This window comes from Janthinobacterium sp. P210006, assembly GCF_036231885.1.
GTDB lineage: Bacteria > Pseudomonadota > Gammaproteobacteria > Burkholderiales > Burkholderiaceae_D > Janthinobacterium > Janthinobacterium violaceinigrum.
The window spans coordinates 156,465-168,462 of record NZ_JAZARD010000002.1 but is presented as its reverse complement, the minus strand read 5'-3'; the positions used below and the strand labels follow the sequence as shown (position 1 = coordinate 168,462).

General features: G+C 64.6%; 11 protein-coding genes. 7 read left to right on the top strand and 4 right to left on the bottom strand.

Features of this window, described 5'->3' with window-relative positions; genetic code table 11:
- Positions 1-31: 31 nt before the first annotated feature.
- Positions 32-772 carry an AAA family ATPase gene (locus VPH41_RS09200; RefSeq protein ID WP_328569738.1) on the top strand — a complete coding sequence of 247 codons (741 nt, stop codon included), beginning with the start codon at positions 32-34 and terminating at the stop codon, positions 770-772.
- A 153-nt stretch (positions 773-925) separates the two neighbouring features.
- Here VPH41_RS09200 and VPH41_RS09195 read toward each other — a convergent pair whose 3' ends face one another.
- The 3 genes from VPH41_RS09195 to kbl form a co-directional block, all read right to left on the bottom strand.
- Complete coding sequence (locus VPH41_RS09195; protein WP_328569737.1) at positions 926-2,320, bottom strand: L-serine ammonia-lyase; 1,395 nt, start codon at positions 2,318-2,320, stop codon at positions 926-928.
- A 66-nt stretch (positions 2,321-2,386) separates the two neighbouring features.
- On the bottom strand, positions 2,387-3,352 hold the full coding sequence (locus VPH41_RS09190; protein WP_152257758.1) for an NAD-dependent epimerase/dehydratase family protein: 966 nt from the start codon (positions 3,350-3,352) through the stop codon (positions 2,387-2,389).
- 20 nt (positions 3,353-3,372) lie between these two features.
- The gene (kbl, locus tag VPH41_RS09185; RefSeq protein ID WP_328569736.1) at positions 3,373-4,608 is read right to left on the bottom strand and encodes a glycine C-acetyltransferase; all 1,236 of its coding nucleotides are present in this window, start codon (positions 4,606-4,608) and stop codon (positions 3,373-3,375) included.
- A 222-nt stretch (positions 4,609-4,830) separates the two neighbouring features.
- On the opposite strand from kbl, the gene VPH41_RS09180 reads away from it, so the two are divergent.
- Positions 4,831-5,406: a helix-turn-helix domain-containing protein gene (locus VPH41_RS09180; RefSeq protein ID WP_152282974.1), complete on the top strand. Its 576-nt coding sequence runs from the start codon at positions 4,831-4,833 to the stop codon at positions 5,404-5,406.
- A 24-nt stretch (positions 5,407-5,430) separates the two neighbouring features.
- Here VPH41_RS09180 and VPH41_RS09175 read toward each other — a convergent pair whose 3' ends face one another.
- Entirely contained in the window at positions 5,431-6,522 is a 1,092-nt protein-coding gene (locus VPH41_RS09175; RefSeq protein WP_328569735.1) for a PEP-CTERM sorting domain-containing protein, read from the bottom strand.
- A 272-nt stretch (positions 6,523-6,794) separates the two neighbouring features.
- On the opposite strand from VPH41_RS09175, the gene VPH41_RS09170 reads away from it, so the two are divergent.
- Genes VPH41_RS09170 through VPH41_RS09150 form a run of 5 tightly spaced genes read left to right on the top strand, consistent with a single transcriptional unit; the run spans position 6,795 to position 11,931 of the window.
- Positions 6,795-7,721 carry an STM4015 family protein gene (locus VPH41_RS09170; RefSeq protein ID WP_328569734.1) on the top strand — a complete coding sequence of 309 codons (927 nt, stop codon included), beginning with the start codon at positions 6,795-6,797 and terminating at the stop codon, positions 7,719-7,721.
- A gap of 14 nt (positions 7,722-7,735) precedes the next feature.
- Complete coding sequence (locus VPH41_RS09165; RefSeq protein ID WP_328569733.1) at positions 7,736-8,836, top strand: STM4014 family protein; 1,101 nt, start codon at positions 7,736-7,738, stop codon at positions 8,834-8,836.
- A gap of 22 nt (positions 8,837-8,858) precedes the next feature.
- A complete protein-coding gene (locus VPH41_RS09160; RefSeq protein ID WP_328569732.1) occupies positions 8,859-9,674 on the top strand; it encodes an STM4013/SEN3800 family hydrolase in 816 nt (271 codons plus the stop codon).
- On the top strand, positions 9,671-11,050 hold the full coding sequence (locus VPH41_RS09155; RefSeq protein ID WP_328569731.1) for an STM4012 family radical SAM protein: 1,380 nt from the start codon (positions 9,671-9,673) through the stop codon (positions 11,048-11,050). The genes VPH41_RS09160 and VPH41_RS09155 overlap by 4 nt, the downstream gene beginning before the upstream one ends.
- Complete coding sequence (locus tag VPH41_RS09150) at positions 11,044-11,931, top strand: STM4011 family radical SAM protein (RefSeq protein ID WP_328569730.1); 888 nt, start codon at positions 11,044-11,046, stop codon at positions 11,929-11,931. Before VPH41_RS09155 ends, VPH41_RS09150 begins: the two co-directional genes overlap by 7 nt.
- Positions 11,932-11,998 lie beyond the last annotated feature (67 nt).

Here is an 11,998-nt window from a genome sequence, read left to right as displayed (position 1 = left end):
GAGTAGCGAAACATGGAGTCGAGAAGCGGCCATGCCGATCAGTAAAAAACCGTACCTGCAAAGCGCCGCGCTGCGCCCGGACGCCGTCGTCGACCTGGAGCACTATCCGTTCACCATCCCTGCCATCCGCGACTTCGTGCACATCGACTTCCACCGCGACGTGACGTTTTTCGTGGGCGAGAACGGCAGCGGCAAGTCGACCATGCTCGAAGCACTGGCCGTGGCGCTGGGCTTCGGCAAGGATGGCGGCACGCGCAGTGTGCGCATCGCCCTGCCATCGGACGAGGAATCGGGCTTGCACGCGCACTTGCGTCTGAGCAAGAGCTACAAGAAACCGGACGACAGCTATTTCCTGCGCGCAGAAAGCTTTTTCAACGTCGCCACCTACATGGACGACATGCCCGAGTACCTGGGCAGCTACGGCGGCAAGTCGCTGCACGCGCAATCGCACGGCGAAGCGTTCATGGCGACCCTGATCAACAAGCTGCGGGGCAAGGGACTGTATCTGCTGGACGAGCCCGAGGCGGCCCTGTCGCCCAGCCGCCAGATGGCCGCGCTATCGGTGATCCACCAGCTGGTGCAGGACGACTCGCAGCTGATCATCGCCACCCACTCGCCCATCCTGCTGGCCTACCCGAACGCGAAAATCCTCAGTTTCACGGGCGGCGGCATCCACGAAGTGGCGTATGAAGACACGGAACACTACGCCGTGACGCGCGATTTCCTGAATAACTATCCGAGAAGGCTGGAGCAGCTGTTTGAGGAGGAATGAGGGTGATGGCTTGCTGCCGTGGTGATGTCGGCTTACGCCCTGCGGGCTAAGCCGACCTACGTCTGCTTGAGGAGGAGTGAGGTTGCCATAAGACGCAGCGGAAATCTGGGGTCAGACGGGGACGCCGAGTCCCGGCGGGTCTGACCCCGGCACTTAGCAGGCTGCATGGTTGACGGTGATGACATGCACGGCCAGGCCGCCCAAGGACGTTTCCTTGTACTTGTCCTGCATGTCCGCGCCCGTCTGGCGCATGGTTTCGATGACTTCGTCGAGGCTGACGAAGTGCGTGCCGTCGCCCTTCAGCGCCAGCGAGGCGGCCGTAATGGCTTTCACGGCGCCCATGCCATTGCGCTCGATGCAGGGGATCTGCACCAGGCCGCCGATAGGGTCGCAGGTCATGCCCAGGTGGTGCTCGATGCCGATTTCGGCTGCATTCTCGATCTGTTCATTGGTGCCGCCCAGGGCCGCCACCAGGCCGGCGGCGGCCATGGCGCAGGCCACGCCCACTTCGCCCTGGCAACCCACTTCCGCACCCGAGATCGAGGCATTCCGCTTGCACAGCATGCCGATGGCCGCAGCCGTCAGCATGAAGCGGCGCACGCCGCCCACGGGGTCGCTGGGACGGCAATCCTGCGCGTAGTAGCGCAGCACGGCCGGGATGATGCCGGCGGCGCCATTGGTCGGCGCCGTCACCACGCGCCCGCCGGCCGCGTTTTCCTCGTTGACGGCCATCGCGTACAGGCTGACCAGGTGCACGGCGTCGTGCGGCAAGTCGTTGGCGCGGTTGTCGGACGCCTTGGCTTCCTGCGCCAGACGCCACAACTTGGCGGCGCGGCGCTTCACGTTCAAGCCGCCCGGCAGGTTGCCCGTCGTTTCCAGGCCGTGCGCGATGCAGTCGCGCATGACGTGCCAGATGCGGTCCAGGCCTTCATTGAGCTCCGCATCGCTGCGCTTGACGCATTCGTTCGCGCGCAGCATTTCCGGGATCGACAAACCGCTTTCCACGCCATGCGCCAGCAGCTGCTCCATCGTATCGAAGGGGAAGACGACGCGCGCGGCAGCAGCCGATTCCACGGGCGCTTCCGACTCGCCCGCTTCGCGGATAAAACCGCCGCCGATCGAGTAATACACCTTGTCGATGCGGCTGCCGTCCGCCAGTTTCAGCGTAAAGCGCATGCCGTTCGGATGTTCGGGCAAGGATTCGCTCTTGTGCCAGACCAGGCCCGTGGCGGCCGTAAACGGCACCACGTGCGTGCCCAGCAGCGCGATTTCGCCGGCCGCCTCGATGGCGGCCAGCTTGGAGTCGACGGCGTCGGGCGCCACATGCTGCGGCGTTTCGCCCATCAAGCCCAGAATGACGGCCTTGTCCGTGGCATGACCCACGCCCGTCAGCGCCAGCGACCCATACAGGGCCGCCTCGACGCCCACCACCTGGTCCAGGGGACCGTATTCGACCAGAAAACGCCGCGCCGCCACCATCGGTCCCACCGTGTGGGAACTCGACGGCCCGATGCCGATCTTAAACAGGTCAAATACGCTCATGTCCATGTAGTGTCTCTTTGCTTGTGTTTTAGTTATTTGTGTTTCAGTTACTTATAGGGTGACCATGCGCGTTCAGGCCGCCTTGGCCGCCTGCCCCGCATCGACGTTGGCCAGCATGTCCGTGACCATCTGCTCGACGCCGATCTGCGCCTTCCAGCCCCAGTCCGCACTGGCCTTGCTGTCGTCCAGGCTTTGCGGCCAGCTGTCGGCGATGGCCTGGCGGCTGTCCGGCTTGTAGCTGATCTTGAAGTCCGGCACCATGTGCACGATGGCTTTGGCCAGCTGCTCCGGATTGAACGACACGCCGGCCACGTTGTAGGACGAGCGGATCTTGATCGACGCCGCCGGCGCGTCCATCAGTTCGATGGTGGCGCGGATCGCGTCGGGCATGTAAATCATCGGCAAGGTGGTGTTCGCATCGAGGAAGCAGTCATAGCGCTCGCCGCGCAAGGCCGCATGGAAGATGGCGATGGCGTAATCGGTGGTGCCGCCGCCCGGAGGCGATTTGTAGCTGATGATGCCCGGGTAGCGGATGCTACGCACGTCCACGCCATACTTGTTGAAGTAATACTCGCACAGGCGCTCGCCAGCCAGCTTGCTGATGCCGTACATCGACGTCGGGTCCATCACCGTCATCTGCGGCGTATTGACTTGTGGCGTGTTCGGGCCGAAGGCGGCAATCGACGATGGCCAGAAGATGCGCAATGGTTTGCCCGCCTCGCCCCGCTCGCGCGCCAGCTCCAGGATATTGAGCAAGCCATCCATGTTCAGGCTCCACGCCTTCAGGGGCGCCGCCTCGCCCGTGGCCGACAGCATGGCCGCCAGCTGGTACACCTGGGTGATGCCTTCGTCGGCGATGATCTTCGCCAGGCCGTCCTTGTCCAGCACGTTCAATTGCGCATAGCGCTTGGCCTGGTACAGATTATTCGTGCCGATATCGCTGGCGATGACGTTGTCCGCGCCGTGCTGCTGCGCCAGTGCGCCCACCAACTCGCTACCGATTTGGCCGTTTGCGCCTATGACTAAAATGCGTTCCATCTTCGTATCCTGATTTCTTGTTAATTAGTGGTGGTAGCGGTGGTAGCGGTGGTCAGCAAACCGAGTTCCTTGCCAGCCTGCTCGAAGGCGGCCAGCACCTTGACCAGCTGTTCGCGGGTATGCGCGGCCGACAGCTGCACGCGCACACGGGCCTGGCCCATCGGCACGACCGGGTAGAAGAAACCCGTCACCAGCACGCCCAGTTCATACAGGCGGGCGGCGAATTTCTGCGCCACGGGAGCGTCGAACAGCATCACGGGAACGACGGGATGGGTGCCCGGCTTGATGGTAAAACCGATGCGCTCGATCTCGCTGCGGAAGAAGGCCGTGTTGTCATGCAGGCGGTCGCGCAGTTCCGTCGACTTGGCCAGGCGTTCCAATACCGACAGCGAAGCGCCGGCAATCGATGGCGCCAGGGTGTTCGAGAACAGGTAGGGGCGCGATTTCTGGCGCAGGGTGTCGATGACTTCCTTGCGCGCCGAGGTAAAGCCGCCCATGGCGCCGCCCAGGGCCTTGCCCAGGGTGCCCGTGATGATGTCGATGCGGCCCATCACATTGTGGTGTTCGTGCGTGCCGCGGCCCGTCGCGCCCATGAAGCCGGAAGCGTGGCATTCGTCGATCATCACCAGCGCGCCGTACTTGTCGGCCAGGTCGCAGATCTTGTCCAGTTGCGCAATCGTGCCGTCCATCGAGAACACGCCGTCCGTGACGATGACCTTATGGCGCTTGCCGGCGGCGACGGCCGCCTGCAGCTGCACTTCCAGGTCGGCCATGTCGTTGTGCGCATAGCGGTAGCGGCCAGCCTTGCACAGGCGGATGCCGTCGATGATGGAAGCGTGGTTCAGCGCGTCCGAGATGATGGCGTCGTTTTCATCGAACAGGGGCTCGAACACGCCGCCGTTGGCGTCGAATGCGGCCGCGTACAGAATGGTGTCTTCCGTGCCCAGGAAGCTGGAAATGGCCTGTTCCAGTTCTTTATGCACGGTTTGCGTGCCGCAGATGAAGCGCACGGACGACAGGCCGTAGCCGTATTTTTGCGTGGCGGCAATGGACGCTTCCTGCGTCTGCACGTCGCCAGACAGGCCCAGGTAGTTGTTCGCACACATATTGATCAGAGTACGTCCATCGTCGCACACCACTTCGGCGCCCTGGCGCGAGGCGATCACGCGCTCGGGCTTGTACAAGCCCTGTTCGCGCAGTTGATCGAGATTCTGTTGCAGACCGCTGAAAAAGGTGTTCTTCGCTTGCTCGCTCATGATATTCCCTGTGTCCCTGATGTATGCGTGTGGTGTCCGTGTGGTCTCAGCCGCCATAGGGGAAAAGCCGCCGCTTGACCGGTGCGCGCACAATGCTGTACCGTGAAGCGCTGTTTGAAGTCTACACGTTTCCGTGTTTTTCCTCAAAATCCACTATTTCGAACTGAAATTCAATATAGTGGATATTACCCAAGCCTATTGAACTTTGCAAGCCACCTGCCGATGAAAACCAGCGTTTCGACCAATTCTCCCCCTGAAGTGGGTGCCACCCTGCAACGGCTGCGCCTGGCGCGCGGCCTGACACTCGAGGATTTGTCGCGCATCGCGGGCGTATCGAAGTCCATGCTGTCGCAGATCGAGCGCGAAAAAGCCAATCCCACCATCGCCATCACGTGGCGCCTGGCCAACGCCCTGGGCGTGCAGATCGGCGAATTGCTGTCGAGCGCGGAAAAAGCCGTGGAAACCATCCGCGTCACGGACGCCCACGAAACCCCCACCCTGCCCGGCGACCACGCGGGCTACGTGCTGCGCATCCTGGGGCCGATGGAACTAGCGGGAAAATACGAATGGTATGAAGTGACCCTGGCGCCGGGCGGCGAACTGGCGTCGCAGCCGCACGATCCGGGCACCACCGAACATCTGACGGTGATCCACGGCAACCTGGAGCTGGAAGTGGGCGCGGCAAAGAAAAAGGTCAAGAATGGCGGCACGGCGCGCTATCCGGCCGACTTGCCGCACACGATACGCAATCTGGGCAAGACGGAGGGCAAGGCGCTGCTGGTGGTGATCCACCGCTAGCGCGCCGGCCCGCCATTGGCAACATCAGCCGTGGCGCCGGCGCCGGCGCAAGCGGGCAAGGCCCAGCAGGGCCAGACCTCCCAGCAGCATGGCATAGGTTTGCGGCTCGGGCACGGGGCTGAGCGGATCGAGCCGAACGATCTCGCACAGGAACGATTTGCAGCGGCGCGCGGAAATCTGTCCCGCTTCATTGATGCCGCCGGCGGCAACGTAGCTCCAGCCGGTCTCGCCCGGCACCAGGCTTTCCAGGCTGTAGAAAACCCCGTTGCTGTAGAACATGCCACTTGCGCTCAGCACCTGCCCCTGGCCGTCCACGCCGACAGGCTCCGATATCGATTTCAGGAATTCCGTCCGCTCGCCCGTCTTGAGAAAGCCGCGCGTCCGGTCCTGGTTCCAGTCGGGGGTGACGTGGCCGACCATCTGGCCCGCATTGTTGATGCCCGAAATCGTGCTCTGGTAGCCGCCCCACCCCGTCACGTCGGTCATCACGCCATCCTTGTACGTGAAGCCTTGCGAACCGCCCGGGGTTGGCGCCATGGTGGAGCCGCCGACGACGACGCCAGCATCGTTGATGCCCGTGACCCAGCTATCCTTGCCGCCCAAGGTGCCCAGGGCCCGGATACCGAATTGCGGGTCGTACAGATAGGCTTTCGTCGTGTAGTCGAAAGTGGCATAGCTGCCGAAGCCTGCATTGAAGGCAACTTGCCCTGCAGCATTCATACTCCCGGACCACGTCGTTTGCCCGGCGATATTGAGCGAAGTCGCCACGCCGCCGGACAGGATGTGCACCAGCGCATTGCCATTGCTGCCCGCAGAACGCACGAGGCTATCGCCGGCCGCATTGCTGGCAAACACCAGGTTGCTCACCGCGGCCTTCGGCGCCACCGTCAATTGACTGCCCGCCGTGGCATACACCATGTCGACGCCGTCGAGCCGGCCCACGCCGTAAATCTGCCCCATGGCGCTGATGCTGCCCACGCTCAGATTGGCCAGCGCTGCATTCTCGAACACTGTGACCGAAAACTGGGGCCGTGATGCCGGCGTACCCTGCGCCAGCGCCAAGGTGCTGACGCAAGCGCAAGACAAGGACAGCGCGATTCTCCGGATTATTTTCATTATTCCCTCCAAGAAAAATGCACGATATAATTAAATATCAAAAATGTAAACTTATTTGACAACATTGTTGTCTGTGAGGCATTCCCAGTCGCTGCGTTGCCGTGCAGCCGTGCGCAATAAGTCCTTTTGCCCATGCTAAGATTTCGCAATAGACAAGATTTCCAGGCCTGGATGTCTTTGCAGAGCGCCGCAGCACATCCCGGCTCGCCCCATCCTTGCTACGCCCGTGCGCGGCATCCAGGCCCCCACTGTTTTCTAACGGAGCCCACGCGATGACCATTTCCGACAGCACCACCACCTTCCACAATAAAAAGGTCGTCGAGTACGACCCGGACCTGCCGTTCGACGCGTCACCCGACATCGTCTACCGCCTGTCGCTCGAGTATGACGACGCGCGCAAGATGGACGAACTGATCGCCAGCTTCCTCGGCAAGGCCGACAAGAACGCGCTGGCCGCGCTGATCATCGGCATGTGGGGCGACCCGTACGAATCGGGCGCCGACGAAGTGATGGCCGCGCTGATCGCCCATGCCGCCGAACTGCCCAACTTGCGCGCCCTGTTCATCGGCGACATGACGTACGAGGAGTGCGAAATCTCGTGGATCGTGCAAGGCAGCTACAAGCCCCTGCTGGACGCCTTCCCGCTGCTGGAGGAATTGCGCATCCGCGGCGGCAATGAACTCGTCATCGAGCCTTTCGCGCACCAGCACCTGCGCCGCTTCACCATCGAAGCGGGCGGCCTCGATCAAAAGATCGCCGAAGCGCTGGCGCAATCGAGCATGCCGCAGCTGGAACACCTGGAACTGTGGCTGGGCACGGACGACTATGGCTTTTCCGGCGACGTGGACCTGTACCGCAAGGTGCTGGCGCAGCTGACCGTGCCGACCCTGCGCTACCTGGGCTTGCGCGATGCGGAAATCGCCGACGACCTGGCCGTGTGGCTGGCGGAAGAACCGCTGGTGGCGCAGCTCGACACGCTGGACCTGTCGCTGGGCACCATCGGCGACCTGGGCGCCGTGGCCGTGCTCAATCACACGCAGCTGGGCAATCTGAAGCGCCTGGACCTGTCGCACCACTACATTTCCGAGGCAAACCAGGCAAAACTGAAGGCGCTGCCTTTCGAGGTGGTGCTGGACGACCCGCAGGAAGAGGACGAAGACGACGGCGAAAGCTACCGCTACGTGGCGGTGGGCGAATAAGCGGAGTCGCTCCCTTGGCTACATCCCTCACCCTGCTGGCCACCGCCGGCAGCAAGCGCGTGTGCCTGATGCAGGCGGCGCGCGCGCACCTGCGCCTGCCGCCCGCGCAGGTGCTGGAATGGCGCGACTGGCTGGCGCAGCCGGCGCTGCTGGACGAGGCATTGCGCCAGCCCGGCCTGTTGAAGATCGAACCACCGGGCGACGATCGCGCCGCCCACCTGCTGTTGCTGGATGCGGGCTGCCGCCTGCAGGGCCGCGCCCCCGTGCGTGTGCCCGAACACGGCGAACTGCTGGCCATGGATGCGTGGTTTGCCGGTTTTGCGTCCGCCATGGCCTCCCTGGCCGCGCAACTGGCCGACCTGCCGCAGGCGCGCATCGTCAATGCACCGGCCGAAATCAGCCTGATGACGGACAAGCTGGCGTGCCAGCGCCACCTGGCCGCGCACGGCGTACCCATCCCAGCGCTGCTGGGGCCAGTCGAGAGCCATGACCACCTGCAGTCGCTGCTGCATGCGCATGATCTTGACCGCGTGTATCTGAAACCGCGCTATGGCTCGTCCGCGTCCGGCGTCGTCGCCTACCGCAGGAACAAGGCCGGACGGCAGCAAGCCACCACCTCGGCCACCATGACGCGGACGGACGGTCAGACACGGTTGTTCAACGTCAAGCGCATGGCCCGCTACGAAGCAGCGGCCGACATCGCGGCCCTCGTCGATGCGCTGGCCGCGCAACAGCTGTACGCGGAAGCGTGGCTGAACAAGCCGCGCTGCGGCGACAGCCATTACGACCTGCGCGTCATCACCGTGGCAGGCCAGCCAGCGCACCGGGTGGCGCGCATCGGCGACCGGATGATGACCAATCTGCACCTCGACAACCGGCGCGGCGACGCGGCCGGCCTCTTGAACGAAGCCGACGTGGCGGCGCTGGAAGCGGCCAGCGCCCTGGCCGCGCACGCCTTCCCCGCCAGCCACGTGACGGGCTACGACCTCGTGGTGCGCCACGGCCAGGCCCGCGTACTGGAAGCGAACGCCTTCGGCGACCTGCTGCCCGGCCTGCTCTGGCAGGGCAACGACACCTATACGGCGCAACTGGCCCATTTCACCCGACATGCCTGACGAAATCCCCAAAAACCCCAATATGCACGCCGTCGTGGGCAGCCACGACATCGTCTTCATCACGCTCGACACTTTGCGCTACGACGTGGCGCAGGCGCTGTACGCCGCGGGCGAACTGCCCGTGCTGGGGCGTTTTTTACCACCGGGCGGCTGGGAACGGCGCCACTCGCCCGCCACGTTTACCTATGCGGCGCACCAGGCCTTCTTTGCGGGATTCCTGCCCACGCCGGCCGCGCCGGGCCGCCATCCGCGCCTGTTCGCTTCCGCCTTCGCGGGCAGCGAAACGACGTCGCCAAGCACGTTCGCGTTCGAGGAAACGGACCTTCCCGCCGCGCTGGCCGCACGCGGCTACCGCACCATCTGCATCGGCGGCGTGGGCTTTTTCAACAAGCAGACCGCGCTGGGCTCCGTGCTGCCGTCGCTATTCCAGGAAAGCCACTGGAGCGCGGGCATGGGCGTGGCCAGCCGCCACTCGACGCAAAAGCAGGTGGCGCTGGCCATAGCCCGCCTGGCGGACGGCGGGCAGCGCACTTTTTTGTTCATCAACGTGGCCGCCCTGCATACGCCGAACCGCGCCTACCTGCCCGGCTGCCGCGCCGACAATCTGGACAGCCATGCGGCGGCCCTGCGCTATGTCGACGGGGCGCTGGCGCCCCTGTTTGCCGCCTGCGCCAAGCGCGCGCCCACGTTTGCCATCGTCTGCTCGGACCACGGCAGCGCGTATGGCGAAGACGGCTACCAGGGCCACCGCGTGGCGCACGACAGCGTATGGAACGTGCCCTACGCGCATTTTTTCATTGAATCTTCACACCAGCATTCCAAGGGAGCCGCACCGTGAATCCATCCGAACAGCCGGGCACCCTGGCGCAGCGCATGCGCCACACGCCCTACCAGGCGTATTCCTACTCGTATCCGCACAAGGCCGCCTACCGTACGCTGAGGCAGGCCACGCCGCTGGCGCCCATCTGGGCGCAACAGGACCGCTCCGCCCTGTTCGCGTACATCCACATCCCGTTTTGCGAGATGCGCTGCGGCTTTTGCAACCTGTTCGCCATGGCGCGCCCCGGTGCCGACATGGTCGAGCGCTATGTGCGGCAAGTGCTGGTGCAGATGCGCGCCCTGGCCGGCGCGCTGGGCGAGCGGCGCTTTGCCCGCTTCGCGCTCGGCGGCGGCACGCCCACCTACCTGTCGCCCGCGCAGCTCGACACACTGCTGTGCGGCGCGCGCGACATCCTCGGCATCGACCTGCAAACCACGCCGGCCGGCATCGAGGCGTCGCCCGAAACCATCACGCCCGAGCGCCTGGCCGTCTGCCGCGCGCACGGCATCGACCGCGTCAGCCTGGGCATCCAGAGCTTTGCGGCCGGCGAAATGCGGGCGCTGGCCCGCCCCCAGCAAAACGCCACCGTCCATCACGCCATCGGCCTGATACGCGCGGCCGGTTTTCCCACCTTGAACCTGGACCTGATCTACGGCATCGCGGGCCAGACGGTGGCCAGCCTGCTGGCGTCCATCGACAGCGCGCTGGCCTTCCGCCCCGAGGAAATCTATCTGTATCCGCTGTACGTGCGCGAGCAGACGGGTCTCGGCAAGGTCGCGCGCCGCCAGGGCGCCGATACGCTCAATCCCATCATGCTGGCGCAGGACGGCGACAGCCGGCTGGCCCTGTACGCGGCCGCGCGCGACCATTTGCGCGCGCAAGGCTATGAACAGGTGTCGATGCGCATGTTCCGCGCACCGCACGCGCCGGAACAAAACGGACCGTCGTACTGCTGCCAGAACGACGGCATGGTGGGCCTGGGCGCGGGCGCCCGCTCCTACACGGCCACTCTCCATTACTCGAGCGAATACGCGGTGGCACGGGCAGAGACCATCGGCATCATCGACAACTACCTGGCGCTGGACGAAGAACGCTTTGCGCAGGCCGAACATGGCTATGTGCTCGACGAAATGGAACAGCGCCGCCGCTACGTGATCCAGTCGCTGCTGACGGAACCGGGCCTGGACCGCGACGCCTACACGGCCCGTTTCGGCACGCACTGCGAAGCAGACCTGCCGCAGCTGGCAGAACTGCACGCGCTGGAACTGGTGGAGCAGGATGGTCCGCTGCTGCGCCTCAACGACCGGGGCTACAGCTACGCCGACACCATCGGCCCGTGGCTGGCCTCCGAAACGGTGCGCGCGCTGATGGCGCAAGAGGGCCAGGCGTGCTGACAACGCGGCCAGGTACCTTGTCCCTGCTGTACCGGGGCACGCTATCGAGCTGCAACTACGCCTGCGGCTACTGCCCGTTTGCCAAGAAGCGCGACAGCCGCGCCGCGCTGGCCCGCGATGCGCGCGAAGTGGCGCGTTTTACCGGCTGGGTGGCGGCGCAGGAACGGGACATCGGCGTGCTGTTCACGCCCTGGGGCGAGGCGCTGGTGCGGCGCCACTACCGCGCGGCCATGCAGGCGCTGGCCGCACTGCCGCACGTGCGCCAGGTGGCGCTGCAGACGAATCTGTCCGGCCCATTGAGCTGGCTGGATGGCATGGATGGACTGGAAAAGATCGGCCTGTGGTGCACCTACCATCCGGACCAGACGACACTGGCCCGCTTTGTCGAACGCTGCGCGCGCCTGGACGCAATGGGCGTGCGCTATTCCGTCGGCGTCGTGGCGATGAACGAACACCTGGACGCCATCCGCGCCCTGCGCGCAGCCCTGCCCGCCCACGTCTACCTGTGGCTGAACGCCTACGACCGGCGCGGTCCCGGCTACTACGCAGCGGAAGACCTGACCTGGCTCGACGCCGTCGACCCGTGGTTCGCGCAGAACCGCCGCCCGTCTCCCTCGCGCGGAAAACCGTGCCTGGCGGGCGAAGGATCGCTGTCCGTCGATGGCGACGGCGAACTGGCGCGCTGCCATTTCGTGCCCGAGCGGCTGGGGAATCTGTATGTGGATGATCTGGTGGACATGCTGCAGGAAAAGTCCTGCCCCCGCTTCAAGTGCGATTGCTACATCGGCTATGCGCAGCGCAAGGATTTGCCGTTCCAGACGGTGTTTGGGGAGGGGGTACTGGCGAGGATCACGGAGGTAAGTCGGAGTAGGTCGGATTAGCGGCGGCAGGCCGCGTAATCCGACACATTGTTGGCGCTGGCGGTGTCGGATTACGCGCTGCGCGCTA

What these genes read in the sequence shown, in the direction of transcription:
- VPH41_RS09200 (WP_328569738.1), top strand. Translation starts at nt 32, where the DNA reads ATGCCGATCAGTAAAAAACCGTACCTGCAAAGCGCCGCGCTGCGCCCG.
- VPH41_RS09180 (WP_152282974.1), top strand. Translation starts at nt 4,831, where the DNA reads ATGAAAACCAGCGTTTCGACCAATTCTCCCCCTGAAGTGGGTGCCACC.
- VPH41_RS09160 (WP_328569732.1), top strand. Translation starts at nt 8,859, where the DNA reads ATGCACGCCGTCGTGGGCAGCCACGACATCGTCTTCATCACGCTCGAC.
- kbl (WP_328569736.1), bottom strand. Translation starts at nt 4,608, where the DNA reads ATGAGCGAGCAAGCGAAGAACACCTTTTTCAGCGGTCTGCAACAGAAT.
- VPH41_RS09195 (WP_328569737.1), bottom strand. Translation starts at nt 2,320, where the DNA reads ATGGACATGAGCGTATTTGACCTGTTTAAGATCGGCATCGGGCCGTCG.
- VPH41_RS09170 (WP_328569734.1), top strand. Translation starts at nt 6,795, where the DNA reads ATGACCATTTCCGACAGCACCACCACCTTCCACAATAAAAAGGTCGTC.
- VPH41_RS09190 (WP_152257758.1), bottom strand. Translation starts at nt 3,352, where the DNA reads ATGGAACGCATTTTAGTCATAGGCGCAAACGGCCAAATCGGTAGCGAG.
- VPH41_RS09175 (WP_328569735.1), bottom strand. Translation starts at nt 6,522, where the DNA reads ATGAAAATAATCCGGAGAATCGCGCTGTCCTTGTCTTGCGCTTGCGTC.